24 protein-coding genes and 1 pseudogene are annotated in these 26,971 nt (G+C 71.0%); 16 read left to right on the top strand and 9 right to left on the bottom strand.

Translation table 11 applies throughout. From position 1 onward, the window contains the following. Positions 1-336: tectonin domain-containing protein (locus ACFWV2_RS16050; protein ID WP_384405641.1), on the top strand; the 336-nt coding region annotated here is incomplete at its 5' end. A 190-nt stretch (positions 337-526) separates the two neighbouring features. Here the strand turns inward: ACFWV2_RS16050 and ACFWV2_RS16045 are convergent. Further along, on the bottom strand, positions 527-2,488 hold the full coding sequence (locus tag ACFWV2_RS16045; protein WP_384405640.1) for an acyl-CoA dehydrogenase: 1,962 nt from the start codon (positions 2,486-2,488) through the stop codon (positions 527-529). Positions 2,489-3,146: 658 nt separating this feature from the next. On the opposite strand from ACFWV2_RS16045, the gene ACFWV2_RS16040 reads away from it, so the two are divergent. Genes ACFWV2_RS16040 through ACFWV2_RS16030 form a run of 3 tightly spaced genes read left to right on the top strand, consistent with a single transcriptional unit; the run spans position 3,147 to position 6,878 of the window. After that, positions 3,147-3,728 carry a 2Fe-2S iron-sulfur cluster-binding protein gene (locus ACFWV2_RS16040; RefSeq protein WP_384405639.1) on the top strand — a complete coding sequence of 194 codons (582 nt, stop codon included), beginning with the start codon at positions 3,147-3,149 and terminating at the stop codon, positions 3,726-3,728. Next, positions 3,725-4,708, top strand: coding sequence for an FAD binding domain-containing protein (locus ACFWV2_RS16035; RefSeq protein WP_384405638.1), 984 nt, complete (start codon positions 3,725-3,727; stop codon positions 4,706-4,708). The genes ACFWV2_RS16040 and ACFWV2_RS16035 overlap by 4 nt, the downstream gene beginning before the upstream one ends. A gap of 10 nt (positions 4,709-4,718) precedes the next feature. Continuing rightward, entirely contained in the window at positions 4,719-6,878 is a 2,160-nt protein-coding gene (locus tag ACFWV2_RS16030; RefSeq protein ID WP_384405637.1) for a xanthine dehydrogenase family protein molybdopterin-binding subunit, read from the top strand. A 112-nt stretch (positions 6,879-6,990) separates the two neighbouring features. On the opposite strand, the gene ACFWV2_RS16025 is transcribed toward ACFWV2_RS16030, so the two are convergent. Further along, positions 6,991-7,719, bottom strand: coding sequence for a DUF4230 domain-containing protein (locus tag ACFWV2_RS16025; RefSeq protein WP_384405636.1), 729 nt, complete (start codon positions 7,717-7,719; stop codon positions 6,991-6,993). Positions 7,720-7,942: 223 nt separating this feature from the next. On the opposite strand from ACFWV2_RS16025, the gene ACFWV2_RS16020 reads away from it, so the two are divergent. After that, positions 7,943-8,650: a VanZ family protein gene (locus ACFWV2_RS16020; RefSeq protein ID WP_384405635.1), complete on the top strand. Its 708-nt coding sequence runs from the start codon at positions 7,943-7,945 to the stop codon at positions 8,648-8,650. A 355-nt stretch (positions 8,651-9,005) separates the two neighbouring features. After that, a complete protein-coding gene (locus tag ACFWV2_RS16015) occupies positions 9,006-9,359 on the top strand; it encodes a hypothetical protein (RefSeq protein WP_384405634.1) in 354 nt (117 codons plus the stop codon). A 45-nt stretch (positions 9,360-9,404) separates the two neighbouring features. On the opposite strand, the gene ACFWV2_RS16010 is transcribed toward ACFWV2_RS16015, so the two are convergent. Together ACFWV2_RS16010 and ACFWV2_RS16005 are read right to left on the bottom strand one after the other, a co-directional pair. Further along, on the bottom strand, positions 9,405-9,848 hold the full coding sequence (locus ACFWV2_RS16010) for a DUF6234 family protein (RefSeq protein ID WP_384405633.1): 444 nt from the start codon (positions 9,846-9,848) through the stop codon (positions 9,405-9,407). Positions 9,849-10,117: 269 nt separating this feature from the next. Further along, a complete protein-coding gene (locus tag ACFWV2_RS16005; RefSeq protein ID WP_384405632.1) occupies positions 10,118-11,092 on the bottom strand; it encodes a hypothetical protein in 975 nt (324 codons plus the stop codon). Positions 11,093-11,491: 399 nt separating this feature from the next. Between ACFWV2_RS16005 and ACFWV2_RS16000 the strand changes: the two genes are divergently transcribed. From ACFWV2_RS16000 to ACFWV2_RS15980, 5 genes and pseudogenes are all read left to right on the top strand, one after another. Beyond that, entirely contained in the window at positions 11,492-12,061 is a 570-nt protein-coding gene (locus ACFWV2_RS16000) for a HutD family protein (protein WP_384405631.1), read from the top strand. A gap of 95 nt (positions 12,062-12,156) precedes the next feature. Next, the gene (locus ACFWV2_RS15995) at positions 12,157-12,891 is read left to right on the top strand and encodes a hypothetical protein (protein WP_384405630.1); all 735 of its coding nucleotides are present in this window, start codon (positions 12,157-12,159) and stop codon (positions 12,889-12,891) included. Positions 12,892-12,926: 35 nt separating this feature from the next. Then, a pseudogene (locus ACFWV2_RS15990) lies at positions 12,927-13,014 on the top strand. Between the two features lie 370 nt (positions 13,015-13,384). Then, entirely contained in the window at positions 13,385-14,053 is a 669-nt protein-coding gene (locus ACFWV2_RS15985) for a HEAT repeat domain-containing protein (RefSeq protein WP_384405629.1), read from the top strand. 6 nt (positions 14,054-14,059) lie between these two features. After that, entirely contained in the window at positions 14,060-15,064 is a 1,005-nt protein-coding gene (locus ACFWV2_RS15980) for a MerR family transcriptional regulator (protein ID WP_384405628.1), read from the top strand. 197 nt (positions 15,065-15,261) lie between these two features. Here ACFWV2_RS15980 and ACFWV2_RS15975 read toward each other — a convergent pair whose 3' ends face one another. The 4 genes from ACFWV2_RS15975 to ACFWV2_RS15960 form a co-directional block, all read right to left on the bottom strand. Beyond that, entirely contained in the window at positions 15,262-15,516 is a 255-nt protein-coding gene (locus tag ACFWV2_RS15975; RefSeq protein ID WP_384405627.1) for a helix-turn-helix domain-containing protein, read from the bottom strand. Further along, a complete protein-coding gene (locus tag ACFWV2_RS15970) occupies positions 15,516-16,013 on the bottom strand; it encodes a DUF2975 domain-containing protein (RefSeq protein ID WP_384405626.1) in 498 nt (165 codons plus the stop codon). The genes ACFWV2_RS15975 and ACFWV2_RS15970 overlap by 1 nt, the downstream gene beginning before the upstream one ends. Before the next feature lie 86 nt (positions 16,014-16,099). Then, complete coding sequence (locus ACFWV2_RS15965; RefSeq protein ID WP_384405625.1) at positions 16,100-17,203, bottom strand: hypothetical protein; 1,104 nt, start codon at positions 17,201-17,203, stop codon at positions 16,100-16,102. A gap of 94 nt (positions 17,204-17,297) precedes the next feature. Continuing rightward, positions 17,298-18,641 carry an ROK family protein gene (locus ACFWV2_RS15960; protein ID WP_384405624.1) on the bottom strand — a complete coding sequence of 448 codons (1,344 nt, stop codon included), beginning with the start codon at positions 18,639-18,641 and terminating at the stop codon, positions 17,298-17,300. Between the two features lie 135 nt (positions 18,642-18,776). On the opposite strand from ACFWV2_RS15960, the gene ACFWV2_RS15955 reads away from it, so the two are divergent. The 4 genes from ACFWV2_RS15955 to ACFWV2_RS15940 are packed head-to-tail and all read left to right on the top strand — an operon-like array spanning position 18,777 to position 23,407. Then, a complete protein-coding gene (locus ACFWV2_RS15955) occupies positions 18,777-20,081 on the top strand; it encodes an extracellular solute-binding protein (RefSeq protein ID WP_384405623.1) in 1,305 nt (434 codons plus the stop codon). A gap of 11 nt (positions 20,082-20,092) precedes the next feature. Continuing rightward, a complete protein-coding gene (locus ACFWV2_RS15950; protein WP_384405622.1) occupies positions 20,093-21,085 on the top strand; it encodes a carbohydrate ABC transporter permease in 993 nt (330 codons plus the stop codon). A 28-nt stretch (positions 21,086-21,113) separates the two neighbouring features. Continuing rightward, complete coding sequence (locus ACFWV2_RS15945; protein ID WP_384405773.1) at positions 21,114-21,953, top strand: carbohydrate ABC transporter permease; 840 nt, start codon at positions 21,114-21,116, stop codon at positions 21,951-21,953. Then, the gene (locus ACFWV2_RS15940; protein ID WP_384405621.1) at positions 21,953-23,407 is read left to right on the top strand and encodes a GH1 family beta-glucosidase; all 1,455 of its coding nucleotides are present in this window, start codon (positions 21,953-21,955) and stop codon (positions 23,405-23,407) included. Before ACFWV2_RS15945 ends, ACFWV2_RS15940 begins: the two co-directional genes overlap by 1 nt. 52 nt (positions 23,408-23,459) lie before the next feature. On the opposite strand, the gene ACFWV2_RS15935 is transcribed toward ACFWV2_RS15940, so the two are convergent. Further along, positions 23,460-24,485 (bottom strand): LacI family DNA-binding transcriptional regulator, encoded by a 1,026-nt coding sequence (locus tag ACFWV2_RS15935; RefSeq protein WP_384405620.1) that lies wholly within the window; start codon positions 24,483-24,485, stop codon positions 23,460-23,462. Positions 24,486-24,675: 190 nt separating this feature from the next. Here ACFWV2_RS15935 and ACFWV2_RS15930 point away from each other — a divergent pair, with 190 nt between their 5' ends. After that, the gene (locus ACFWV2_RS15930; protein WP_384405619.1) at positions 24,676-26,871 is read left to right on the top strand and encodes a discoidin domain-containing protein; all 2,196 of its coding nucleotides are present in this window, start codon (positions 24,676-24,678) and stop codon (positions 26,869-26,871) included. The last annotated feature ends 100 nt before the right edge of the window (positions 26,872-26,971 follow it).

The following is a 26,971-nucleotide window of genomic DNA, read 5'->3' as shown; positions in this document are numbered from 1 at the left end:
ATCCCGGGCAGCGCGGTGGACATCGGGGTGGCCGCCGACGGCACCGTCTGGTGCGTCAACTCCGCCGGCGGCATCTACCGCTACACCGGAGACCAGGGCTCGACCAACTGGGTGAACATCTCCGGCGGCCTGACCCGCATCACCGCCGGTTCCCGTACGAACGTCTGGGGAGTCAACTCCTCCGACCAGATCTACCGCTACACCAACCACGACGCCAACCCCTGGATCGGCATCCCCGGTGCCGCGGTCGACATCGGTGCCGCCGCCGACGGCACCGTCTGGTGCGTCAACTCCGCCGGCGGCATCTACCGCTACACCGGAGACCAGCCGAGCTGAGCGAGAGAGCCCTGCGCAACCTCCGCCACCGCATGCGGGTCTCCCGGGCAGCCGGCCCTGGGGACCCGCCCCGCAGCTCGGCCGGTGCCACCGTTGAGCGGCTCCCACCCGGCGGGTGGACCACGCGGTGACTCTTGTGGGCACCACTCCAGCGCGCGGAGGTGCACCCACGCCCACGGCCCCGACCCGATCAGCCCACCAGATCCGGCGCTCGCAGCATCTCGGGCGGGACGCCCCACGCGTCGACGAGGTCGACCGCGAGGGGCCGGACCTTGCGGCAGAGGTCGTTCACCTCACGGGTGATCGCTTTGGAACGCTGAACGGTCAACCGGCCGTGCTCCATGAACCAGGCCCGATCAGCCTCGATCGTCGACAGGGCGAACAGATCGCACAGCAGGGCGAGCGCCGCCTTCTCGTCGCCCTCGGGCATCGCACGCACCCTGTCGACGAAGGCCTCCGTCACCAGCCGCTCGACGTGCGCGCGGGCGAGCGCGATGACGTGGTCCTGCACCTGCCCGAAGACGACGCCGGGATCGCGTCGCTGGTCGATCCCGCGTTTGATCCGGCGGGCCACGCCGGCGACCATGTGCTCCTCCCGGAAGCGGAGCATGGCGAGCTGGTACTCCGAGTCGAGCAGACCGGCTTCCCGGTCCCAGTCGTCACCGCCGGGCAGCAGGTCGCGTACCCGTTCGAGCAGTTTGTGGGCGGAGGTCCGCTCGATCACCGTCTCCACGGCGAGGTTGGTGACGTACCGGACCATGCCGAGCTGGTCGAGGTCCTCGAACTCGCTCGCGTGATCGGTGAGCAGCCCCTTCGCCACGAGCTGCAGCAGGACGTGGTTGTCGCCCTCGAAGGTGGTGAAGACGTCGCTGTCGCTCTTGAGGGCGGCGAACCGGTTGACGGCGAGATATCCGGCGCCGCCGCAGGCCTCGCGGCACTCCTGGACGACCCGGGTGGCGTGCCAGGTGGCCAGCGCCTTGAGGCCGGCGGCCCGTGACTCGAGCCGCCGCCGCGCCCGCGCGTCGTCCTCGGCGCCGGAGAAGACGTCGTGCAGCTGCGAGCGCACCACGTCCTGCGCGAAGTGCAGGGCGTACGTCCGCGCGATCAGCGGCAGCAGTCGGCGCTGATGCAGACCGTAGTCGAGGAGAACCTGCTCCTCGGCGTCCGTCGCCGCTGCGAACTGCCGTCTCCGCACGGCGTACTTCGTGGCCACCGCCAGGGCGACCTTGGCGACGTTCACCCCGGCACCGGCGACGCTGACACGGCCCTGCACGAGCGTCCCGAGCATGGTGAAGAAGCGCCGGTCGGGGTTCTCGATCGAGCTCTCGTAGACGCCTTCCGGGCTGACGTCGGCGAACCTGTTGAGGAGCGCCTCCCGTGGCACCCGTACACCGTCGAACCAGATGCGCCCGTTGTCCACGCCGTTGAGGCCCATCTTGCGGCCGTCGTCCTCGATCCGGACGCCCGGCGCCACCTCCCCCGCGACCCGGACGGGCACGACGAAGGCGTGTACGCCCTCGGACTTCCCACCCACCTCCAGCTGGGCGAAGACGACCGCCAGTTCGGCGTGCCGGGCCGCGTTGCCGATGTAGTCCTTGCGTGCCTGGTCGCCATGGGTGGTGATGACGAACTCCTGTCGCTCGGCGTCGTACCGCGCGACCGTGCCGAGTGCCTGCACGTTGGATCCGTGTCCGGTCTCGGTCATCGCGAAGCAGCCCATCAGCTCCCCGGTGATCAGTTCCGGCAGGTAGAGGTCGTGGTGACGTTCGGTGCCCAGGTGCAGGATCGCGCCACCGAAGAGCCCGAACTGCACACCGCTCTTCACCAGTACCGACAGGTCCCCGAAGGCCAGCGTCTCGAACGCGGCGATCGACGCTCCGACGTCACCGCCCCCGCCGTAAGCCTCCGGGAAGCCCATGCCCGTCTGGCCGGTCGCGGCCATCTCGACGACGACGTCCCGCACCCGCTCGCGGAACGCGTCGATGCCGAGGTCGTCGGCCTCCTCGAGGATGGAGGCGTACGTGGCCAGGTTGGTCCGGACGAGGTCGCGGATCTCGGCGTGCTCGCCGTCGAGCACCGCGGCCAGTGTCCGGACGTCGATGTCGGGCTGCACGTAGCCGGTCGCAGGGGTGGGTGCGTTGTCGGTGGCCATGCCGCTTCGCTACCCCGCCGCGAAAGGATCAACCGGGGCGATCGAGTGGTCGGCGTCTCAGCGCGCTCGCTTCGCCGAGGGAGCGTCCGACCGTCGAAGGACCAGGACGCCGCTCCCGTACGGAGGCCTCGACGAGTGCGTCCCCGGGGACGGGAGACCGCCCGTCACCCTTTCGTCTTTCGTTTGTCTCGGCGTGCGGCCGCTGTATCGGCTTCCTCCAGTGCCCGGCAGTAGGGGCAGGGGGTGCGGTCGTGGTCGTCCCGGTCGGGCACGCCCGTCCGGTACGCGTCCAGAAGCTCGGCGCGCACTCCAGAGACGTACTCGTCGTGTTTGCGTGAATGCTTCGTCATGTTTTGCCAACCGCAACCTCGGTGTCGTAGGTGCGGGCCGTTGCGTTTGCCAGCCGAGTAGAGACATCCGCACATCTTGGAGCTGACTGCGTCACAACCTGATCACAGGTGGTGTCGAGCGCGATCACTTTATTCCGCGGCGGGGGCGGTTCACCCCGGTATGGGCGCCGCCGTCCGGGTGACGGCGAACTGTCCGCCGCGGGACGACCCTGCGCCGTTCGGCGGACAGGCGGACATGGGGCGCAGGAGGGGGGGAAGGGGATGTCGGGCAGAAGGTCACCCGAGTCACCGCCGGAGGAGCGAGCACCGTGGACCGTACCGAAGGGACCAGCCGGAGCGCGGCCGTACGCGACGGCGGGGCGGAAGGACCACAGGGCCTCGCGTCGCCCGTCTCACTCCTGGTCAACGGGACCACGCACGCCGTGCACCTCGACAACCGCACCACCCTCCTGGACGCCCTGCGAGAGCACCTGGACCTCACCGGGTCCAAGAAGGGCTGCGACCACGGGCAGTGCGGTGCCTGCACGGTGCTCGTGGGTGGGCGGCGCGTGAACAGCTGCCTGGTGCTGGCGGTGGCGTGCGACGAGCCCGTCACCACGGTCGAGGGCCTCGCGGAGGACGGTCGGCTCCATCCGCTCCAGGAGGCGTTCGTCGCCCGGGACGCCCTCCAGTGCGGTTACTGCACGCCTGGCCAGATCTGCTCGGCCGTGGCCATGCTGGACGAGGCGGCCGCCGGGCACCCCTCGCACGTGACGCCACCGGACCAGCCGGACGGGGGCGGCCCGGCGGCCCTCACCCCGGAGGAGATCCGGGAGCGCATGAGCGGCAACCTCTGCCGCTGCGGTGCCTACCCGAACATCGTGGACGCCATCGAGGAGGCCGCGTCGTGAAGCCCTTCGGGTACCTGCGTGCCGAACGCGCCGACCAGGCACTCGCCGCGTACGCGGCCCACCCCGGGGCCCAGTACCTCGCCGGCGGCACCAACCTCGTCGACCTCATGAAGCTCGGGGTGGCCGGCCCTCCGTTCCTCGTCGACATCAGCCGGCTGCCGCTGGACGACGTCGAGGAGACACCGGACGGCGGCCTGCGCGTGGGGGCCACCGTGCGCAACACCGACCTGGCCGTCCATCCCGTCGTACGGTCCCGTTACACCGCGCTGTCGCAGGCGCTCCTCGCCGGCGCCTCCGCTCAACTGCGCAACGCCGCCACCACCGGGGGAAACCTCCTCCAGCGCACCCGCTGCCTGTACTTCCAGGACACCTCCAAGCCCTGCAACAAACGCGAACCGGGCACGGGCTGTCCCGCTCGCGAGGGAGTCCACCGCGACCTGGCGGTACTCGGGCACTCCGCGCAGTGCGTCGCCACGCACCCGTCGGACATGGCGGTCGCCCTCACCTGCCTCGACGCGCGGGTGCACCTGCTCGGACCCGACGGGGAGCGCACCGTGCCCGTCACCGACTTCCACCGGCTGCCCGGTGACCGGCCCGAGCAGGACACCGTCGTCCGCCCAGGTGAGCTCGTCACCGCGGTGACGCTCCCCCCGCCCGCCGGGGCCCGCAGCGCCTACCTCAAGGCCCGCGACCGGGCCTCGTACGCCTTCGCGCTCGCCTCCGTCGCCGCCGTCATGACGGTGGAGGACGGCGTCGTCCGCCACGCCGCTCTCGCCTTCGGCGGCCTCGCCCACAAACCCTGGCGGGCCCGCGCGGCCGAGGAGATCCTGCGCGGAGCACCCGCCACGCGGGAGACGTACACGCGTGCCGTCGACGCCGAACTCGCCGCGGCCCGGCCGCTCCGCGACAACGGCTTCAAGGTGCCGCTCGCCCGGGGCCTCGCCGTCCGTGTGCTCACCGATCTCGCGTCCCGCCCCTGAGGAGGCCGTCATGACCCCGGCTCCCCCGCCCCAGCCCTCGCCCCCGCTCGTGTCCGACGTCGGCGCCGGCGCCGTGCGCCGCGACGCGCGGCAGAAGGTCACCGGCGCGGCGCGCTACGCCGCCGAGCACACCCCGCCCGGCTGTGTCCACGCGGTCCCCGTGCCCGCCACCGTCGCGCGCGGCAGGGTCACCGCCGTCCACGCCGACGAGATCCTGCGGCGGCCCGGCGTCCTCGCGGTCCTCAGCCACGAGAACGCGCCCCGCCTCGGCGAAGGCGACGACCCGACCCTGGCGCTGCTCCAGGACGATCGGGTCCCCCACCAAGGCTGGTACGTCGCCGTCGTCCTCGCCGACACGCCGGAGAACGCCCGCGCGGCCGCCGACGAGCTGCGCATCGACTACGTCGTCGAGGACCACGACCCCGGGCCGCCCGCCGACCATCCCCGGCTCTACGCCCCCGAGGAGGCGAACGGCGGCCATCCGGCGCTGCGCGAGCGCGGCGACTTCGACACCGCCTTCGACGCCTCGACGGTACGCGTCGACGCCACCTACACCATGACCGCCCAGCACAACCATCCGATGGAACCGCACGCCTCCACCGCGTGGTGGCAGGACGGTGACCTGACGGTGTACGACTCCAGCCAGGGGGCCACGACCGTACGGGACGTCCTCGCGCAGCTCCTCCGGGTGCCCGGGGAACGCGTCACGGTGGTCTCCGCGTACGTCGGGGGCGGCTTCGGCTCCAAGGGCACCCCCCGGCCGCAGGTCGTCCTCGCCGCGATGGCCTCCCGGCACCTCGGGCGGCCCGTCAAGCTGGTCCTCCCCCGCCGCGACCTCGCCGCCACCGTCGGCCACCGCGCACCCCTCGTGCAACGCGTCCGCATCGGCGCGGACACCGACGGTGTGATCGGCGCCCTCGCCCACGAGGTCGTCACCCAGACGTCGACGGTCAAGGAGTTCGTCGAACAGGCGGCCGCTCCCGCCCGCACCATGTACACCTCGCCCCACAGCCGTACGAGCCACCGGGTGGTGGCCCTCGACGTGCCCACCCCCTCGTGGATGCGGGCCCCGGGCGAGGCGTCCGGCATGTACGCCCTCGAGACGGCCATGGACGAGCTCGCGGTCGCGACGGGCATCGACCCGGTCGAACTGCGGCTGCGCAACGAGCCCGTCACCGAACCCGACAGCGGCAGGCCGTTCAGCAGCAGGAACCTCGCCGAGTGCCTGCGGCAGGGCGCCCGGCTCTTCGGCTGGGCGGACCGCGACCCCCGGCCCGGCGCGGGCCGGACGGGAGGAGCACGAGGGACCGGCGAGCGGTTCGGGGATGAGCGGCTCATCGGCACCGGCGTGGCCGCGTCCACCTACCCGTACCTCCTCAGCCCCTCGACGGCCTCCGCGCACGCCGCGCCCGACGGGAGTCACCTCGTACGGCTCAACGCCACCGACATCGGCACCGGGGCGCGGACCGTCCTCGCGCAGATCGCCGCCGAGGCGCTCGGTGTCCCCGCGGCCTCGGTGCGCGTGGAGCTCGGCAGCAGCGCGCTGCCGACCGCTCCGCTCGCGGGCGGCTCCTCGGGGACCTCGTCCTGGGGCTTCGCCGTCCACCAGGCCTGCACGGCCCTGGCCGGCATGCTGCGCGCGCACTCCGGGCCGCTCCCGCCCGAGGGCCTGACGGCGTCGGCCGACACCACGGAGGAGGCCGGGCGGGAATCCCCGTACGCGCGGCACGCGTTCGGCGCGCAGTTCGCGGAGGTCGAGGTGGACACCGTGACGGGCGAGGTACGCGTCCGGCGACTGCTCGGCGTCTTCGCCGCGGGCCGGATCCTCAGCCCGCGTACGGCGCGCTCGCAGTTCATCGGCGGCATGACGATGGGCCTGGGCATGGCGCTGACCGAGGGCAGCACCCTTGATCCCGCGTTCGGGGACTTCGCGGAACGCGACCTGGCCTCGTACCACGTCCCCGTCTGCGCCGACGTGCCCGCGATCGAGGCGCACTGGCTGGACGAGGAGGATCCTCACCTCAATCCCATGGGCAGCAAGGGGATCGGGGAGATCGGCATCGTCGGGACGGCCGCCGCGATCGCGAACGCCGTGCACCACGCCGTGGGCGTACGGCTGCGGGAACTGCCGCTCACTCCGGACCGGCTCCTTCCGCACCTGCGGGATTGAGGTGGGGGTGGCTGCCGCACCGCTCGCTCCGGCCGGGGGCCGCCACCGGACCGCCGAGCCCACGGGTTCGCTCCGCCACCCGGGGGCTACGCCGGGGCTCACGCCTCCCGGCTCACGTGTAGGTGACGGTGACCTGTTCGAAGCCGAGGGCGTGGAGCAGACCCTGGAGCATGCTGGTGGTGTTGCGCTCGGCGCGGGTGGTGATGTCGCTCTCGCGGGCGGCCTCGCCGATGTGCTGGGCGGCGAGGGTGTGGACGGCGTGTTCGTTGGCGGGGTTGTCGGAGAAGAGGTCGCCCAGCCGGTCGAGAAGGCCCCGTTGCTTCGAGACGGCGTAGGACCGTTCGGGGTTCAACGAGGGTTCGGCGAGCCGCGCGTGCGGCAGGCGGAGCGTGGCGGTGGTGCGCTTCTCGTCGATGGTGACGGCGTCGCGGCCGAGGCCGGCGAGGTCGACGTACGCGCTGACACTGCCGGTGGCCACGTACAAGGTGCGGGTGCCGCGGATCGCGTCGGGCAGGAACCGGGCGTCCTTCTCCAGGTCCACCACGACCTGGTACGTGCCGGCGGCGCCTTCGTGGCGGTTCATGTCCTGGATGGACTTCAGCACGGCGGGGCCGGATCGGTCCTGGGTCTCGGATCCGAAGAGGTCGCCAAGGCCGGGCAGGTGGAAGAGGCGTGGCAGGAGAAGCAGGGCCAGGGAGAGCGTGAGGAGCAGGGCGGCGACGACAGGCCATCTTCGGGCGCGGCGGCCGCTTCGCTGGTTCCGGCGCGAGGGTCTGCTCTCAGTGGCGTCCAGGTCGTTCGGGTCGTTCAGGTCGTCTCGGCTGTCTCGTTCGTCTCGCATGGGGGTCTGGTGCCCGTGCCATGCCGCGGTCATTCTCGGCTGCGCTCGAACCCCCGCTTTTTCAGGCCCGGTTGTGAGGGGAGCGCCGCGTGTGGCCGGTGGCGTGGCGCGCCTGTACGCCCTCGGTGCGGGTGGCGCCCGCGTCCGGCTCCGGGCCTCGGGTTGCCGGGCGGCTTCCCGGGTAGTCGCATCTTTCTGAGAAGGCCGATGCTGGGGGACGAATATGAAGTTGTGGCGAGGAAGCCGGGTCAGCGAAGAGGCTGCGGCAGGCCCGGTGTACGAGGACGAGAAGGGCGGGAGGACGGATTCCGGGAGGAGGGCCGGGAACGGAGCTGCCAGGGGTGAGCTGACGAAGGATCCGGGGGCGGAGGCGCACCACGCCGGTCGGGGCACCCCGCCCGAGGTCGCGCCGGAAGGCGCCGGGGAGGAGACCCCACGGCGCGGGCCCAACCGGGTGGTCCGGGTGCTGGTCGCGCTCGTCGCTCTCGTGGGCATGGTGGGGTTCGCGATCGTTCTGGCCGGGCTCACGCTCAACGAGTCGCCGGCCTCCGTGTCCCTCACCCACAGCAACCTCACGCCGGGCCGCTCGATCCGTGCCTACCTGGAGCAGCCCGGCTTTGTGGAGACGGTCAAGCAGCTCGGCGGGAACGTGGCCCTGGGCGTGCCGTTCGGCATCCTTCTGCCGCTCCTGTCGCGCAGGACGCGCGGGATGGTGCGCGTCGGGCTGCTCACGGTGGGGACGATGCTGATCGTCGAGCTGATCCAGGGCGCCCTCATCACCGGACGCGCCTTCGACATCGACGACGTCGTCCTCAACACCGCGGGCGCGCTCCTGGGCTACCTGGTCGTAGGACGACGCATGGGCCGCGCGGTGCACCCCCGTACCCGCCCCCGGTGGTGGACACGGCGCGCCACCGGTTCGGCGGGCTGAGGGCCCCACGCCGGGGCCGTGGGGCCCCCTCCGCGGGCGGACGGACAGGCCAGGGCATCGGGCGGCCGGGGGGCGTGCCACTCGTGGGCACGCCCTCCACGCCGCTGGGACCCCGTCGTCCTCGTACGGGGTCCGAGGAGGCCGCTGGGACTCCGTCCTCGTACGGGGTCCGCGCAGAACGCCCTCTGACTGCCCGTCGGGGGTTATGGCCACCGTGCCGGACCGGCCGACCGCCCGACCCGTGCCACCCCCCGGGGACCCGCGAAACCCCGTAGCTGTCGCGTCCCCGACGCCGGTATCTTCCGGTCTCAGACCAGCCGTACCAGCGGCCTCCCCCGTTCAGAGAGCCCTTCACATGACCAGCCACCAGGCGACAAGGACCCTTTGGCGCCCCACCGGCCCCCAGGAGCTGGATCTGGTCCGCGAGCTGGACTGGCGTGCCTGGCCGCCCCGGCTCCCCGAGCAGCCGATCTTCTACCCCGTCCTCGACGAGGACTACGCGATCAAGATCGCCAGGGACTGGAACGTGAAGCACAGCGGTGCCGGTTTCGTCACCCGATTCGAGGTCGAGTCGAAGTTCCTGAGCCGGTACCCCGTCCAGCGGGCCGGTGGGCGGACGATCCTCGAGCTCTGGGTTCCGGCTGAGGAGTTGGACGACTTCAACGCGCACATCGTCGGTGAGATCCAGGTGGTCCACGAGTTCCGCTGAGTCAGGGCGGCCTGGCGGCTCACACGTTCCGGACGGCGCCTTCGTTCAGCCGCCCGTGCCCGCGCATTCCCTGTTGTCCCCGCCGCTGCGGCATCCGGTCTCCCCGGTGAACGCGGGGGCGGGGCGGCCGGGCCCCTGCTCGTGCTGCTGGACCGTCGCCCCGCCGGCGACCCCCACCGCCACCACGACGACCAGGAAGCACTGGGACCAGGCCGTCACCACCGCACGGGACCTGGCCGCGATCGCGGCGGCCACGGCGGCCAGAGCCCCGACCACGCCCGCCGCGACGAGGTAGCCGCCCACCGGGTCGGGCCGTGCCGTCCTGCCCGGGTCCAGGCTCACCCCCGAGACCAGCCACAGGCCGAAGGCCACCAGCAGGGCGAGCACTTCGAACAACAGCAGCCCCACGGCAGTCCCCGCGTCAGCGCCCCGACGGGCACGGGGCCGTACGGAATCGTCGAACGCCACGGGGGCGACGGGAAGGTCCATGCGTTCCATCCTGGCCGGGGGGGCCGGGTCGGCACATGAGTACGCGTACCCAGAGGCCCGGGTCCCTCCCGCCGGCGTCCGGCGGGAGGGACTCGCGGGCGGTACCGGCGTGGGCGGCGCGCCCGGTGCCAGTGCCGGGGCTCGGTGGCTCGCTCGTGCGTCCGTCTCGGACGGGCGCTGGTCCTGAGCACGTGGCGTCGCCCCGGGCGGGTGCGCCGGTCGTCCGACGAGCGCCGCGCAACGCGGGCTCCCCGACCCCCGGGCCGGGATCACCCCTCGCTGGACTTCTCGTCCGGGACCATGACGCTCGCGAAGCCGCCCAGGATCTCCTCCAGGTCCAGCTCGGTGGCTCCGGCCGGGGCCGTGGGCCTGGTGCCTCCGCTCATCTTCAGCACCAGGCCGAACTTCTTCACCTTCGTGTTCTCGGCCAGCTTGGCGAGGTCGACGTACACCTCGGTCAACTCCCCGTTCCTGAGGGTGAAGTCGGCCGTGACCTCGGTGTCGGGGGCGTCCTTCAGATCCTTGTCCGAGGGCAGGTCCATGCCCGGCGGCAGGTCCTTGGCGAGGGGGCGGATCTCGCCGAACAGCTCCGTGACCAGCGTGCGGAACGGGGCCGTGGCGGTGATGTGCTCGGTGCCGTCCTCTCCCCCGGCGGTCTTGAAGTCGACCTCACGGGCGACGACCTCGCGCAGGGCGTCCAGGAGCTTCTTCTGTGTCCTGGCGTCCAGCGTGGGCTCCGGGGACGGCTCGGTGGCGGACCCCGCACCCATCTCCTGGCCGAACTTCTCCATCTCCTTGGTGCTGAACTTGACCCACTGGCCCTCCAGGGCCTTCTTGAGGCCCCCTGCCTCCGGGGGCAGCTCGTCGGCGGGCGGCATCGGGGCGCCCATCGCCTTCGTGAGGGCTTCGACGTCGGACCGGACGTACGTGTAGTCGCCGACGACCCGGTACTCGACGAGGTCACCGTCGGCGCTGCTGACCTTCATGGCCATACCGACGAAGTCCTTCTCCTCGGACTCGGCGATCGCCTTCCTGGACTCCACCGTGACGCTGACCTTCGCGCCACCGAGCAGATCGGCCGCCTCGTCGGGGATCTCCTCGCCGGGCTCCGGGTCCGACCCGGCGTCCAGCTGTTTCAGGGTTGCGGCGTCGGCGTCCAGGTCCAACTCGAAGGAGAGGGACTTCTCCTTGCCGAGCTTCTCGAAGGCCTGGTCCAGCTTCTTGCCGGCGGACAGCTGTTCCACGGTGCCGCAGGCTGCCGAGCCCGTCAGGACCGCGCCGACTACTGCGGTGGCGGTGAGGGTCTTGCGTATGGCGATGATGATGTTCTCCTCGAGGTCCGATCACGACGTGATCGTTCAGGAGACTCACACGTCCCCCGGAAGGTTGCCCCCCATCCGGACCGAGATCAGGGCAGGCCCGAGGCTGATGCTGATGTCGCGGCCGGTGGGACCGCGGGCCCGGCATCCTGGCCCGTACCAGCCGCCTGCGGTACGGGGGCCCGCCCGGCGTCCCCGTGCATAGACTTCGTCGGCCGGTCGCAGCGGGACGCGGACGCCGTCGCCACCGGCGGAGGCGTCGCGGCCGACGGCGCCGCTCAGGGGTGGTCCGCACCCGTACCGACGCAGGTCAGGAGACCGCCCGTGCGCTATTTCGATGTCGAGACCCTGACGGCCGGTGGATGGCGCAACGGCGGTGGCGCGACCAGGGAGATCGTCTGCCGGCCGGTGGGGAGCGAGGACTTCGGGTGGCGCGCGAGCGTCGCCGACATCGACCGGGACGGGCCGTTCTCGACGTTCCCCGGAGTCGACCGGACGCTCACGCTCCTGACGGGGGACGGCGTACGGCTGTCCTGCCCGGGAGCGTTCGAACGCATGCCGGTTCGGGCGGGCGAACCGTTCGCGTTCGCGGGTGACCTCGACGTCACCGCCGAACTCCCCAGTGGCTCCTGCCGGGTGCTCAACATCATGGTACGGCGCGGCCGCTGGACCGCCCCGGTGCGCCGGGTCACCGATCCGCTCGTCCCGCCGTTCGACCATGCCGGCGTGTTCTACGTCCTGCGCGGCCGCTGGCAGGCAGGTGACGACGGGCGTGTCCTGGCGTCCGGTCAGGGCATGTGGTGGGACGAGGGCGACACCGCCACGGGTGGAGGGCTCGCGCCGCTCTCGGCCGACGCGGCGGCTCTGTGGGCGGATGTCGCACCGGCGGGGTGACGCCCCGCCCGCTTCCCGGCGTCCCCACTCGACCGGACACGCCCCGTGGAAAAAACCGTTCGACCGACCACGGCCTTCGTTCTAGGGTCGGCGACGTGGCGACGAAACTCAACCAGATCATCGCAGTGGAGAAGGGCGTCAAGTCCCGGGCGCACCAGGACCTGACGGCGGCACACCACGGCCTGCAGAAGCCCGCGTTGCTCGCCGGCATCTCCCGTACGTACCAGCCGAAGGACGAGGAGGGCGAGCAGCTTCCGCCGGAGTCGACCCTGGTGCAGGTGAAGGGCGAGGACGTGCTGCGCGACACCGCGCGGGCGCTGACCCGTCTCTTCGATGTGACGGCCACCAAGGACTGGGCGAACTGCGAGGCACGCGCCGACGTCACGGTCGACGGACGCGTGCTCGTGGGGCAGGCGCCCGTCGCGTACCTCCTCTTCCTGGAGAAGCAGCTCACGGACATCAACACCTTCGTCCGCAAGCTTCCGGTGCTGGACGCCGCCGAGTCGTGGACGCAGGACCCTTCGACGGACGCGTGGAAGACGGAGGTCGTCCGCACGGTCCGTACGAAGAAGGTGCCGCGCAACCACGTCAAGGCGGAGGCGACGGACAAGCACCCGGCGCAGGTCGAGGTCTACTACGAGGACGTACCGGTCGGGTACTGGACGACGGTGAAGTTCTCGGGCGCGCTGCCGGCCCGGCGGGTCAACGAACTGCTGGAGCGGGTGGAGAAGCTCCAGCAGGCGGTGAAGTTCGCCCGTGAGGAGGCCAACAGCGCCGAGGTCACCGACCAGCGGGTCGGCGACGCCGTCTTCGGCTACCTCTTCGGGTAGCGGGGACACCCCAGGCTCCCCGGCCGCGGAAAGCGGCCGGGGTGCGCGAGGAGCGCAAAGCTGAAGCTGAGCCTTGTCGTGACATCCGCGGTTCCAGTGGAGGTTCGAGTCCTCCTCCCGGCACTTCCCGCCGGGATGGCCCAACCAGGCAGAGGCAGACCGCGGTCAATCTCAGACTATTGCTCCAGACTCAGCATGCGCCGCTCATCGCCGGATCGACCGGGCCCGGGCCCTGGTGCGTCGAAATGCCAGTTCGAATCTGGTCCGCCGAGCTCGATCGGCGGTGGTCCAAAGGCAGGACGCGACGCAATGACGAATGACCCGGGTCCTCAAGTGTGCCGGCGTGTGATGTGAGCGGCACTCACAGGGTCCGAGGGCAGGCTACGCCCTCGGACCCGCTCCATTTCCCCGCGACGTTCCTCCCGGGAGCGGGCCCGCGTTTGACCTTGACACGGTGACAAGGACTTCACTGCGTGCCGAGGAGGTGGTCCCGATGACCATGACCGGTCAGACCACGGAATTCGTACGAGCCCGCCGGGCCCTGGAGGACGAACGTTCCTCCGTGCGGCTGCGGGCGGCGCTGGCGGTCGGCACGACGCCGGACCCGGGGTTCGTCGACAAGCTCGTCGAGCGGAGCGCGATCGAGCCGGAGTTCTTCGTCCGCGACATGCTGACCTGGGCGCTCACCCGCCACCCGGTGTCCCTGACGCTCCCCGCGCTGCTGAGTGAACTCCGCTCGGAGGGTGCCCAGGCACGGAGCCAGGCGCTGCACACGCTGTCCAAGATCGGGGACCGGCAGGCGTGGCCGGCGATCACGCGGGCGCTGCTGACGGACGGCGACGACGACGTGGCGCGGAGCGCCTGGCGGACCGCGGTCGTGCTCGTACCGGACGGCGAGGAGTCCGGGCTCGCCGCTGTGCTGGCGACCCAACTGGGGCGCGGTGGTCGGGAGACGCAGCTGAGTCTCAGCCGGGCGCTGATCGCGCTCGGTGACGTCGTCGCACCGGCTCTGCACGCGGCGACGGCGGACTCCGACCGGCGTGTGCGTGCGCACGCGCTCGCCACGGAACGCCTGCTGCGGGACCCGGAGGCCGGTTTCGAGTTCGCGATCGAGGAGGCGAAGCGGGTCGTGGCGCTGGACGGACCGGGCCAGGAGGGATGATGGGGCGTGTTGATCGGTGAGGTGGCGCGACGGTCCGGGGTCAGTGCCCGCATGCTCAGGCACTACGAGTCGCTGGGTCTGCTGCGGCCCTCGGGCCGTACGGGCTCCGGCTATCGGGAGTACTCCGGCGACGACATCCGGCGGATCTTCCACATCGAGAGCCTGCGGTCGCTGGGGCTCTCGCTGCGGGAGATCGGGCGCGCGCTCGATGATCCCGGCTTCACGCCTTCGGTGCTCGTCGCCGACCTGGTCCGTCAGACGCGGGAACGGATCGCGGCCGAGACGGAGCTTTTGACGAAACTCCGTCGGATCGACGCGGCGGAACCCGCCGCCTGGGACGACGTCCTCCAGGTCGTCGCGTTCCTCCAGGCGCTGAGGTCGAAGAGCGCCGACGCACGGCAGCGCGCGGCGCTCTCGTCGGTCGACGAGGTTCCGGTGCCGGTGGACGCCCTCGTCGAGGCGGTGCTGAGCGAGGCGGATCCGGTCGTCGCCGGAACGCTTCGGTGGGCCCTCGCGCGAGCGGGCGACGGCGGTACGGCGCCGCTCGCGGAGGGCCTCGGCTCGTCGGTGGCCGCGGTGCGGAGTCGCGCCGTGCAGGCTCTCGCCGCGATGCCGGGGGCCGAGGCCGCCGCCCGGCTGCGCGAGGTCCTCGCGAGCCCCGACGCGGTGGTACGCGGGTATGCGGCTCTGGCACTGGGGACACGGGGGGTGTTCGACGCGGTCCCGACGCTCTTCGACATGGTCGTGGAGGGAAGGAACGACACCGACGCGGCCGACGCGCTGAGCTTCCTCGCGAGCGACTCCGCGACGGCGGATCAGATCGCCACCGGGCTCGTCGACCGTCTCGCGGCGGACACCGTCGGGGCGCCGGCGCGCGTGCGGCTGACCCAGGCGCTCGCGGACATCCCGGGACCCACGGCGTCACAGGCCCTCGTGGAACTGTCGCATGACGCGGACCGTGCGGTCGCGCTGACGGCGGCGTATCTTCTGCGACTGCGTGACGAACGGTGACGCTCGCCATGGCGGCCCCGGCACTCACCGCCGACCGGCATGACCGCCGTCGCCCGGTCCGTCGGACACGCGGCGAGGGCGTCCGGCTCGTGGATGTCGCCGGGGCGCGGAAAGGACACCTTCAGCACAGCGGGGTGTCGGCCGTCCGGGCACCTCGCGTGCCCCACGCCGGGAGGACGGCGTGGGGCGCGCGGTCGTCAGTCGCCCTGAGGTGTTTCGCCGACCGTCGCCATCGCGTCGGCCGTGTCCTCCGCCTCCCAGCGGAGGAGGTCTCCCGGCTGGCAGTCGAGCGCCTCGCACAGGGCGGCGAGCGTCGTGAAGCGCACGGCCTTGGCGCGGCCGTTCTTGAGTACGGCGAGGTTGGCGGGAGTGATGTCCACGCGCTCCGCGAGTTGCCCCACGGACATCTTGCGCCTGGCCAGCATCACGTCGATGTCCACGACGATCGGCATCAGATCACCTCGGCGAGTTCGGCCTGCATCTGTGCCGCCTCGACGTCACGCGCGACGGCCTGGGCGAGCAGCATCCGCAGCACGAGCACGATCAGTGCGATGCCGAGCACGGCGAGGCTCGCGCCGCAGATCAGCAGGACGATGCCCGGGGCGACCGCCTCCCCCGGTGCCAGGACGACGGCGAACGCGAACACCAGGACGGCGCCCACCGCGAAGGCGCCGGTGATGACGTCCACGTACCGGAAGGCCGCCGGGGAGAACACCGTTCCCCGCCGGACCATCGTCACCAGGCGCCACACGGAGAACAGGACGGTCTGCGCCGTCAGCAGGCCCAGAACCATGAGCACGAGCAGCGGTGTCCGCAGGTACGCGTACTCCGGCTTCAGTTCCTCCAGGTCGATCGCGAGCAGCGGAACCATCACCGCCTCCACGAAAACGGAACCGGCGAACAGCACCGCGAGTACCGCACGCAGCGCCAGCACCATCAGCTTCCCCATCACATCCCCTTCGATCGAGCAACGATAACAATCTATCGATATTCGATAGGTTGGGCAAGCGCGTCCACCGGTAGGGGCACCTCAGGTCACTGGAAGCTGAGCCGGTGGGGGTGGTTCGGGTCGTTCGGGCAGGTGTGGACGCGCATCAGGCCGCGACCCAGGTGGACGCCGACCGGGTCGACCACCGCCGGATCGTCCGCCGCGTCACGGTCCTCCCTCGGAAGCCAGCTCCCCGAGGCACCGTCACGTTCGGTCGCGTCGACGGTGAGAAGGGGCGGCATCGCTGTCCCGCACGCCGCGCAGTCCACCGGGGCGGGGTCGGTCAGGTGCCAGGAGGCGAAGCCGCCGACCTTCCAGCCCGGGGCGACGGAGAGGTCGCTCATGTAGTCGAGCTCCTCCGGCTCCCGCGCACGGGCGGCGGCCATCGCGGCCTCGTACTCCTCGTACGTCGCGTAGCTCACGGAGGAATGGCCCGTGTCGTCTCCGTCGTACGGGGCGTCATCATCGTCGTCGTCCTCCTCGCCCAGGAGGCTTTCCTCCCACGCGGCGATCTCCCCCTGGAGTCCTTCGTCGAGCAGCCCGAGGTACTCGTGCTCGACGACCTGCTCCGGGTGGACGACGCAGGAGGTGGGGACGCACTCCTCGCGGCCCGCGACCGGCGGTTCCGGCTGCGGCGTGAGGACCGCGCCGACATCGGCCGAGCGGCGCCATCTCAGTGTCACGTCGATGGTGCGGTTCGGGCCGTGGACCTCGAAAGGACACCAGAAGACCTGGAGCACGTCGTGTCCCTCGGGGGCGACGAGGTCCGGCACGTCCCGGGTGTGGAGCTGGGCGACGGCCAGCATCGGCAGCGGATCGTCGTCGCGGAGCGCCGGGGCGTGGGTGCCTCGTGTCATCCCGTCGAGGAGCCGTCGCTCCTCGGCCGTGCAGTCCCGCCCCCTGGCCTCGTCCTCGATGCGCCGGCGGAGTCGAATGTCGGACAGCAGATGCCCTCTGCCCTTGCGGTGGACGGAGGTGCACGTCGGCCACGGTTCGTCGGCCGGCCACAGCAGCGGCCCCGCCACCGAGCTCTCCTCCGGCTTCGCCGTGCCCCGTCGGGGGTGAAGCCTGGTCGTCGTCCTCCGGTGGGAGGCCAGGGCGGGGAACAGCGCTTCGATGTCGACGGGGCGCGGCGGGGTGGTGCGGGGCATGTGCGGATCCTCCGGTGCGGGTACGGCCGCGATGGTACGGCGGGGGTACGACACACCGGACGCCTGAGGGCGCAGCGTCGGGTCGACGAGTGCGTCAGGTGGACACGCGGTCCTGGAGGGCCGACTGCCAGGCGGGGGCCGGGGCGGTGGGCCGGGTCTCGGGGCGGCGGCCTCCCTGGGCGAAGAAGTCGACCAGCGGCAGCAGCGCCGCACCGACCGTGACCGCCTCCGGGCCGAGGGTGCCCAGACCCATCTGGGTGCGGCTGGCCGGGTACGTGAGTGCGTAGTCCTTGGCGTAGCCCGTGACGGTGGCCAGGAAGCGGGTGCCGAGCTGGAGGCCCGCCCAGCCGCCGACGAGGATGCGTTCGGGCTGGAAGAGGTTGATCAGGTCCGCGAAGCCCGCGCCGAGGTACTCAGCCGTCTCCTCCAGGACCGTCAGCGCCGTCACGTCCGGCGCCGCCTGCGGGTCGGCGGGGTACGCGGCCGCCAGCATCGCCGTCAGCGCCGTCTCCTCGTCCGCGCCCGACGGCGGCACACCCCCCGCCTCCCGCCACCGCTCCAGCAACGCCTCCGCACCCGCGTACGCCTCCAGACAACCCCGCGCCCCGCACCGGCAGCGACGCCCCCGCACCCGGACCGTCAGATGACCCCACTCCACCGCCCGGCCCGGCCCCAGCGGATCGGTCACCACACACGCACCCACACCCGAACCGAACAGCACCACCACCGCACTGCGCGCCCCCCGCCCCGCCCCGAACCACATCTCCGCCTGACCCAGGGTCTTGGCACCGTTGTCGATCCAGTACGGCACCTCCTCCGGCAACTCCACCGCCGCCCGCAGAAGACGCTCGAACGGCACCGCGTCCCACCCGATCGTCTGCCCGTGCACCACCGCACCCTCACCGGCATCACGCGCCACAATGCCCGGAACCCCCACCCCCACACCCAGCAGACGACCCGCCGGCACCTCCGCGATCCGCAGCACCTCCGCGATCCCCTCACGGACATGGTCGACGACGAGGTCCACGTCGTAGCGGGCCGTGCGGGGGCCCGAGCTGGCCAACGGGCGTTCGGCGCGCGCGAGTTCGGTGAGAGTGAGGTCGAACAGCTCGATCCTCACCCGGGTCTCGCCGATGTCGACGCCGATCATGAAGCCGCTGGCGGGGGTGATCCGTACGAGGGTGCGGGGGCGGCCGCCGGCCGAGTCGACGCTTCCGGCCTCCTCGACCAGACCGTCCGCCACGAGCTCGGCGACCACGTTGCTGACCGAACCCGAACTGAGGCCGGTCGCCGGGCCGAGCATGAGGCGGCTCATCGGCCCGTCGAAGTACAGCCTGCGCAGGACGGCGGTGCGGTTCTCGCGCCGCAGGTCACGCACCGTACGACCACTTCTCGCGTGCACTTGGGTCCCCGTCTCTGAAGTCGTTCGTTGCAACATACCGCCACGACAAGCCTTGACGCGACCTTCTCATGGGGTTTAACTCACATCCTAAATTAAGCCGATGTGACGGCGGGGCTTCCAGACGCTCACCGCACCGGCCCCCGTCGTCGTCCCCGAAAGGGCCCACGAGCCATGCGCAGAGTCAGAGCCGCAGTCACCGGTGCCGTCACCCTCTCCCTCGTCCTCACCGCCACCGCCTGCGGCGGCGGTGAGGGGAGCGGGTCATCGCCGAAGACCCTCACCTACTGGGCCACCAACCAGGGCTCCAGCCTCGAGGTCGACAAGAAGGTCCTGCAGCCCGAGCTCGACCGGTTCGAGAAGCAGACCGGGATCAAGGTCAAGCTGGAGGTGATCCCGTGGTCCGACCTGCTCAACCGGATCCTCGCGGCCACCACGTCGGGCCAGGGCCCCGACATCCTCAACATCGGCAACACCTGGAGCGCCTCCCTGCAGTCCACCGGGGCCCTGTTGCCGTGGGACGAGAAGAACTTCGAGGCGATCGGCGGCAAGAGCCGCTTCGTCGACTCCGCGCTCGGCTCCACCGGCGCACCGGGCAAGGACCCGGCCGCCGTGCCGCTCTACTCCATGTCGTACGCGCTGTACTACAACAAGAAGATGTTCAAGGACGCCGGCATAGCGAAGCCGCCGACCACCTGGGACGAGCTGATCGCCGCCGGCAAGAAGATCAGCAAGGACGGGAAGTGGGGCATCGGCGTCGAGGGCTCCAACCTCTCGAACAACATCCACCAGGTCTTCGTGCTCGGCAAGCAGCACGGCGCCGACTTCTTCACCGCCGACGGCAAGCCCGACTTCACCTCCGACGGGGCGGTCGCCGCCGTCAAGCAGTACGTCGACCTCATGGCCGCCCAGAAGATCGTCGCGCCCGGAAACGCCGAGTACGCCCAGAACCAGTCCCTCAGTGACTTCGCCAAGAACAAGACCGGCATGGTCCTGTGGCAGACCCCGTCGCAGACCTTCGAATCGCAGGGCATGACCCCCGAGGAGTGGGGCGTCGTACCCGCCCCGGTCCCGTCCGGCAAGCCCGGCCCGGGCAAGCAGACCAACTCCATGGTCGCCGGCATCAACATGGCCGTCTTCAAGAACACCAAGAACCTCGACGGCGCGCTGAAGTTCGTGAAGTTCATGACCAGCGACGACGAGCAGATCCTCCTCAACAAGGCCTACGGCTCGGTCACGCCGGTCAAGTCCGCGCAGGACGACCCGGTGTTCGCCGACCCGTGGCTCGCCGTCATCCGTGACACCCTCGCCTCCAGCGCCGCGGCCCTGCCGCAGGTCCCCGAGGAGTCGCAGTTCGAGACGGTCGTCGGCACCGCCGTCAAGGAGCTGTTCGCCGACGCCGCCGCGGGCCGGGCTGTCACCACGGAGTCCGTGAAGGCCAAGCTCGAAAAGGCCCAGCAGCAGATGCCCAAGAAGTAGGCCGCCTCACCATGACCGAAACCGTCGTCACTCCCCCGAGTGAGCGGACGGTGCGCAAGGCCACACCCGGAGAGGCGCGTACCCCACGCCGCTCCGGGCGTCGCCGCATCGCACTGCCGTACCTCCTGCTCCTGCCCGCCCTGCTCCTCGAACTCCTCGTCCATCTCGTCCCGATGCTCATGGGCATCACCATGAGCTTCCGCGAGCTCACCCAGTTCTACATCCGCAACTGGTCCGAGGCGCCCTGGTCGGGGCTCGACAACTACACCGTCGCGATCGACTTCGACGCGCCCGTCGGCCAGGCACTGCTCAAGTCCTTCCTGACCACGTGCATGTTCACCGTGCTGTCCGTGGGGCTGTGCTGGCTCCTCGGTACGGCCGCCGCGATCTTCCTCCAGGAGAACTTCCGCGGCCGCGGCATCCTGCGGACCCTCTTCCTCGTCCCGTACGCGCTGCCCGTCTACGCCGCCGTCATCACGTGGGCGTTCATGTTCCAGCGGGACAACGGCCTGGTCAACCACGTCCTGCACGACCAGCTCGGCATCGGCGACAGCCCCGCCTTCTGGCTCATCGGGGACAACAGCTTCTGGGCCCTGCTCGTCGTCTCGGTGTGGAAGGGCTGGCCGTTCGCCTTCCTCACCGTCATGGCGGGGCTGCAGAACATCCCCCGGGACATGTACGAGGCGGCCGCCCTCGACGGGGCCGGCGTGTGGAAGCAGATCCGCCACGTCACCCTGCCGTCGCTGCGGCCGGTCAACCAGGTCCTCGTCCTCGTCCTCTTCCTGTGGACGTTCAACGACTTCAACACGCCGTTCGTGCTCTTCGGCAAGGCCGCTCCCGAAGCCGCCGACCTGATCTCCCTGCACATCTACCAGTCGTCCTTCCAGACGTGGAACTTCGGCACCGGCTCGGCCATGTCCGTGCTGCTGCTGCTCTTCCTCCTCGTCGTCACGGGCGTCTACCTCCTGCTCACCACCCGCGGAAGGAAGACATCCGATGTCTAGACACGCCCAGCCGGTCCCCCGCTCCCCGATGGCCGCGCCCCGGTCGTTCCTGTGGACCCGGCGGATCTTCCTCACCGTGCTCACGGTCTTCGTGGTGCTGCCGGTGTACGTGATGGTCTCCAGCTCGCTCAAACCGCTTGAGGACGTCTCGGGGAAGTTCGAGTGGATCCCGTCCGGGTTCACGCTGCGGCCGTACTTCGACATCTGGGAGACCGTGCCGCTGGCCGACTACTTCCTGAACTCGATCGTCGTCGCGGGCGCGGCCACGGTGCTGTCGGTGGTGGTCGCGATCTTCGCCGCGTACGCGGTCAGCCGCTACACCTTCCGCGGCAAGAAGGTCTTCACCGTCACCGTGCTGTCGACGCAGATGTTCCCGGGCATCCTCTTCCTGCTGCCGCTGTTCCTCATCTACGTCAACATCGGCAACGCCACCGGTATCGCCCTGTTCGGCTCCCGCGAAGGTCTGATCCTCACCTATCTGACCTTCTCGCTGCCGTTCTCCATCTGGATGCTGACCGGCTACTTCGACTCCATCCCGCGCGAACTGGACGAAGCGGCCAAGGTCGACGGCTGCGGACCGATCAAAGCTCTGTTCCGCGTGATCATCCCGGCCGCGACGCCCGGCATCATCGCCGTCGCGATCTACGCCTTCATGACCGCCTGGGGCGAGGTCCTCTTCGCCTCCGTCATGACCAACGACGCCACCCGCACCCTCGCCGTGGGCCTCCAGGGCTACGCCACCCAGAACGACGTGTACTGGAACCAGGTGATGGCCGCCTCCCTCGTGGTGAGCGTTCCCGTGGTCGTCGGTTTTCTGCTCCTCCAGCGCTACCTCGTCGCAGGCCTCACCGCGGGTGCGGTCAAGTGATGTCCCTTCCCGCACCGACGACGCTCCTCTCCACACCGAACACGAAGAGGTTCCCCGTGCCCGAATCCCCCGACGCCGACGCCTTCGCCTCGCTCGACCTGGAGGCCTTCCCTCCGGACTTCGCCTGGGGCACGGCGACCTCCGCCTACCAGATCGAGGGCGCCGTCGCGGAAGACGGCAGGGCCCCCTCCATCTGGGACACCTTCTCCCGTGTGCCCGGCGCGATCGACAACGGCGACCACGGTGACGTCGCCTGCGACCACTACCACCGCTGGCCCGAGGACGTCGCCCTGATGAAGGGCCTCGGCACGGACGCCTACCGGCTGTCCGTCGCCTGGCCCCGCGTCGTCCCCGGCGGCGACGGGCCCGTCAACGAGGCGGGGCTCGACTTCTACGACCGGCTCGTCGACGGCCTTCTCGACGCCGGCATCACCCCGTCCGTCACCCTCTACCACTGGGACCTGCCGCAGGCCCTCCAGGACCGGGTCCGGGACAGTCACGGAGGCTGGACCGAGCGGGCCACCGCCGAGCACCTCGCCGCGTACGCCTCCGTCGTCGCGGAGCGGCTCGGCGACCGGGTCACCCAGTGGGCCACCCTCAACGAGCCGCTCTGCTCGGGCTGGATCGGGCACCTGGAGGGCCGCATGGCCCCCGGCCTGACCGACATCACGGCCGCCGTCCGCGCCTCGTACCACCTGCTCCTCGGACACGGCCTCGCCACCCGGGCCATCCGCGCCGCCGCCCCCGGCGCCCAGGTCGGCCTGGTCACCAACCACTCCACCGTCGCGCCCGCCTCCACCCGGCCGGAGGACATCGCCGCCGCCGCCCGCATGGACGGTCACACCAACCGCTGGTGGCTCGACCCCGTGTACGGCCGCGGCTTCCCCACCGACATGCGCGAGGTGTACGGAGTCGAACTCCCCGAGCAGCAGGGGGACCTGGACCTCATCGCCGCCCCCCTCGACTGGCACGGCCTCAACTACTACTTCCCCGTCACCGTCGCCGACGACCCCGCGGGCCCCATCCCGTACGCCCGCGAGGTGCGCCTGCCCGAGGTGCCCCGCACCGGCATGGACTGGCAGATCGACGCGGGCGGCCTCGAAGCCCTGCTGCTGAGGCTCACCGAGGACTACGGCATACGGAAGCTGTACGTCACCGAGAACGGCTCGGCCTTCCCCGACTCCGCCGGCCCCGACGGCGAGGTCCACGACCCGGAGCGCACCCGCTACCTGGAGCAGCACCTCGCGGCCTGCGCCCGCGCCGTCCGCAAGGGCGCCCCGCTCGCCGGCTACTACGCCTGGTCCCTGCTCGACAACTTCGAGTGGGCCTACGGCTACGACAAGCGTTTCGGCCTCGTCCACGTCGACTACGCCACCCAGCGCAGGACCCTGAAGACGAGCGGACGGCGGTACGCGGACATCGTCCGGGCCCACCGGGAGGCGACCGCCGGCTGACGTCCCCGACCCGCCGTGACCGCCTGCCCCGTCGTGCGCGCCGTCCGGCGGGTCAGGTGGAGTCGCGGACGACGAGGAGCGGCTCGAAGACCTTCGAGGCACGGTGGGGGTCGGCAGGGCCGCCCTCGAGCTGCTCGATCAGGAGTTCCGCCATGGCCGCCGCCATGCGCTCCACCGGCTGGCGCACGGTGGTCAGTCGCGGCCGGGCCTTCCGTGCGGCGACGGAGTCGTCGAAGCCCACGACGGCCACGGCGGCGGGGACGGCGATCCCCTGTTCGCGCAGGTACTGGCAGGCTCCCCGGGCCATCAGGTCGTTCGCGGCGAACACCGCGTCGATGCCCGGGTGGTCCTGAAGCAGCCGGGCCATGGCGACCCTGCCGCTGTCGACCGTGAAACTGCCCCGTGCGACGGGGACCGAGGTCACCCCGTGGGTGGCGAGGGTCTCCAGGAAGGCGTCCAGGCGTTCGCCCGCCGTGGGGGCGGTGACCGGGGCGGCGATGGTGGCGGGCCGCCGTCGGCCGGTGGCCCACAGGTGCTCGGCCGCCAGGCGGGCGCCCGCGGCGTTGTCGAGGTCGACGAAGGCACACCGTTCGCCGTCGCCGGGGCGGCCGAACAGCACCGTGGGGAGACCCGCTGCCACCAGCATGGACGGCAGCGGGTCTTCGTCGTCGAGCGGCACCACCAGGGCGCCGTCGGCGCCTCCCCGTTGGAGGTAGTCGACGAGCTGGGCCCTTGCCTGCTCCGACTCGGCGACGAGCAGCACCGGTTGGATGGCCCGCTCGCGCAGGACCGGGAGGACGCCGTCCACCACCCGGCCGAAGAACGGATCGGAGAACACCCGGGCGGCGAAGGCGCTGCCGGTCGCGGAGAGCACCAGGGCGACTGTTCCGGTGCGCCGTGTGACCAGGGAGCGGGCGGCCTGGTTCGGCGTGTAGCCGGTGCGGGCGATGGCGTCGCGGACGGTCCGCTGGATCTCGGGGGCCACGTTGCGCACCCCGTTGACGACGCGGGACACCGTCGCGCGCGATACCCCCGCCTCGCGTGCGACGTCTTCCAGTGTCGGTCCTCGATTCCCCACCTGCGCACCTTAACGGTGCCGCGTGTCCGGTGGGAGGACAGTCCACGGGTGGCCCGAAGTCGTTGACGTCGACACTTAATGAAAGTCAAAAGAAAAGTCGTGTCATACGCCTTGACCGTCAACTGGCCCCGCGTGCAAGGTTTCGGGAGAGCGCTCTCCCACATTTCCCCCATGTATCCAGAGGAGACCCATGTCTTCCGTCGGGTCCCCGCCGGTCTTCCGGCGACCCGCTTCAGCCGTCCGACGGGCCACCGTCGGCGCACTCGTCGCCTCGCTGGCCGGCAGCCTGCTCGCCCTGGCCCCCGCCACGACGGCACACGCCGCTCCCACCCTGCTCTCGCAGGGGAAGACGGCCACCGCCTCCTCCACCGAGGGCCCGGCCTTCGCCGCGAGCGCCGCGGTCGACGGCAACCTCACCGGCACCCGCTGGGCCAGCTCCTGGCAGGACGCCCAGTGGCTCCAGGTCGACCTCGGCAAGAGCGCCACGCTCAGCCACGCGGTCCTGACCTGGGAGGGCGCCTACGGCAAGAGCTACCAGATCCAGTCCTCCGAGAACGGCACCGACTGGCGTACCGTCACGTCCGTCTCGGCCGGTGACGGAGGCACCGACGACGTCACCCTCTCGGGGACCGGCCGCTACATCCGGATGAACGGCCTCACCCGGGCCACCGGATACGGCTTCTCCCTCTGGGAGTTCCAGGTCTACGGCAGCACCGACGGCGGCGGCCCGACCCTGCCCGGCGGCGGAGACCTCGGCCCCAACGTGCACGTCATCGACCCTGCCACGCCCGGCATCCAGGCCAAGCTGGACCAGGTCTTCCAGCAGCAGGAGTCGGCCCAGTTCGGTTCCGGCCGGCACGCCTTCCTCTTCAAGCCCGGTACGTACAACAACCTGAACGCGCAGATCGGCTTCTACACCCAGATCGCCGGCCTCGGCCTGCGCCCGGGTGACACCACCATCAACGGTGACGTGACCGTCGACGCGGGCTGGTTCAACGGCAACGCCACGCAGAACTTCTGGCGGGGTGCGGAGGGTCTGACCCTCAACCCGGTCAACGGCACGAACCGGTGGGCCGTCTCGCAGGCCTCCTCCTTCCGCCGCATGCACGTCAAGGGCGGCCTCAACCTGGCGCCCAACGGCTACGGCTGGGCCAGCGGCGGCTACATCGCCGACTCGAAGATCGACGGCCAGGTCGGCAACTACTCGCAGCAGCAGTGGTACACCCGGGACAGCTCCATCGGCGGCTGGTCCAACAGCGTGTGGAACCAGACCTTCTCGGGCGTCCAGGGCGCGCCGGCCAACGCGTTCCCCGAGCCCCGTTACACGACGCTGGAGACGACGCCGATCTCCCGCGAGAAGCCGTACCTGTACCTCGACGGCTCCGAGTACAAGGTGTTCGCGCCCGCCAAGCGGGTCAACGCCCGTGGCACCAGCTGGGCGAACGGCACCCCGCAGGGCGAGTCCATCCCGCTGAGCCAGTTCTACGTGGTGAAGCCCGGCGCCACCGCCGCCACCATCAACCAGGCACTGGCCCAGGGTCTGCACCTGCTGTTCACGCCCGGCGTCTACCACGTCGACCAGAGCATCAACGTGAACCGCGCCAACACCATCGTGCTGGGCCTCGGCCTCGCGACGATCATCCCCGACAACGGCGTCACCGCGATGAAGGTGGCCGACGTCGACGGCGTCCGGCTCGCCGGCTTCCTGATCGACGCCGGGCCCGTCAACTCCCCGACACTGCTGGAGATCGGGCCGCAGGGCGCCGGCGCGGACCACACCGCCAACCCCACCACCGTGCAGGACGTCTACATCCGCATCGGCGGTGCCCACGTCGGCAAGGCCACCACCAGCATGGTCGTGAACAGTGACGACGCGATCATCGACCACACCTGGGTGTGGCGCGCCGACCACGGCGAGGGCTGGGGCTGGGAGACCAACCGCGCCGACTACGGCGTCCGGGTCAACGGCGACGACGTGCTCGCCACCGGCCTGTTCGTCGAGCACTTCAACAAGTACGACGTCGAGTGGTACGGCGAGCGCGGCCGGACGATCTTCTACCAGAACGAGAAGGCGTACGACGCGCCCAACCAGGCCGCCATCCAGAACGGCACGACGAAGGGGTACGCCGCCTACCGGGTCGACGACTCGGTGAACACCCACGAGGCGTGGGGCCTGGGCAGCTACTGCAACTACAACGTGGACCCGACCATCGTCCAGGACCACGGCTTCAAGGCACCCGTCAAGCCGGGGGTGAAGTTCCACAGCCTCCTGGTGGTGTCCCTCGGCGGCATGGGTCACTACAACCACGTCATCAACAACACCGGGGCCTCCACCATCCCCGCCGGCACCTCGACCGTGCCGTCCACCGTCGTCTCCTTCCCCTGACACCCGTCCGGGACGCGCCGGCCGGCGCGTACCGGCCCGACCGCGCCGTGCCGGGGGGGCCCGGGTGCCCCGCCCCCCCGCCCGGAGGGCCAGCCCCGCC

The sequence above is a fragment of the Streptomyces sp. NPDC058671 genome (assembly GCF_042716475.1).
Lineage (GTDB): Bacteria > Actinomycetota > Actinomycetes > Streptomycetales > Streptomycetaceae > Streptomyces.
This window is presented reverse-complemented; position numbering and strand designations above follow the sequence as displayed.

Excerpts from the sequence above, each read along its gene's own strand:
- ACFWV2_RS16045 (WP_384405640.1), bottom strand. The coding sequence starts at position 2,488 with ATGGCCACCGACAACGCACCCACCCCTGCGACCGGCTACGTGCAGCCC.
- ACFWV2_RS16030 (WP_384405637.1), top strand. The coding sequence starts at position 4,719 with ATGACCCCGGCTCCCCCGCCCCAGCCCTCGCCCCCGCTCGTGTCCGAC.
- ACFWV2_RS16025 (WP_384405636.1), bottom strand. The coding sequence starts at position 7,719 with ATGCGAGACGAACGAGACAGCCGAGACGACCTGAACGACCCGAACGAC.
- ACFWV2_RS16020 (WP_384405635.1), top strand. The coding sequence starts at position 7,943 with ATGAAGTTGTGGCGAGGAAGCCGGGTCAGCGAAGAGGCTGCGGCAGGC.
- ACFWV2_RS16015 (WP_384405634.1), top strand. The coding sequence starts at position 9,006 with ATGACCAGCCACCAGGCGACAAGGACCCTTTGGCGCCCCACCGGCCCC.
- ACFWV2_RS16010 (WP_384405633.1), bottom strand. The coding sequence starts at position 9,848 with ATGGACCTTCCCGTCGCCCCCGTGGCGTTCGACGATTCCGTACGGCCC.
- ACFWV2_RS15985 (WP_384405629.1), top strand. The coding sequence starts at position 13,385 with ATGACCATGACCGGTCAGACCACGGAATTCGTACGAGCCCGCCGGGCC.
- ACFWV2_RS15975 (WP_384405627.1), bottom strand. The coding sequence starts at position 15,516 with ATGCCGATCGTCGTGGACATCGACGTGATGCTGGCCAGGCGCAAGATG.
- ACFWV2_RS15970 (WP_384405626.1), bottom strand. The coding sequence starts at position 16,013 with ATGGGGAAGCTGATGGTGCTGGCGCTGCGTGCGGTACTCGCGGTGCTG.
- ACFWV2_RS15965 (WP_384405625.1), bottom strand. The coding sequence starts at position 17,203 with ATGCCCCGCACCACCCCGCCGCGCCCCGTCGACATCGAAGCGCTGTTC.
- ACFWV2_RS15960 (WP_384405624.1), bottom strand. The coding sequence starts at position 18,641 with ATGTTGCAACGAACGACTTCAGAGACGGGGACCCAAGTGCACGCGAGA.
- ACFWV2_RS15955 (WP_384405623.1), top strand. The coding sequence starts at position 18,777 with ATGCGCAGAGTCAGAGCCGCAGTCACCGGTGCCGTCACCCTCTCCCTC.
- ACFWV2_RS15950 (WP_384405622.1), top strand. The coding sequence starts at position 20,093 with ATGACCGAAACCGTCGTCACTCCCCCGAGTGAGCGGACGGTGCGCAAG.
- ACFWV2_RS15945 (WP_384405773.1), top strand. The coding sequence starts at position 21,114 with ATGGCCGCGCCCCGGTCGTTCCTGTGGACCCGGCGGATCTTCCTCACC.
- ACFWV2_RS15940 (WP_384405621.1), top strand. The coding sequence starts at position 21,953 with ATGTCCCTTCCCGCACCGACGACGCTCCTCTCCACACCGAACACGAAG.
- ACFWV2_RS15930 (WP_384405619.1), top strand. The coding sequence starts at position 24,676 with ATGTCTTCCGTCGGGTCCCCGCCGGTCTTCCGGCGACCCGCTTCAGCC.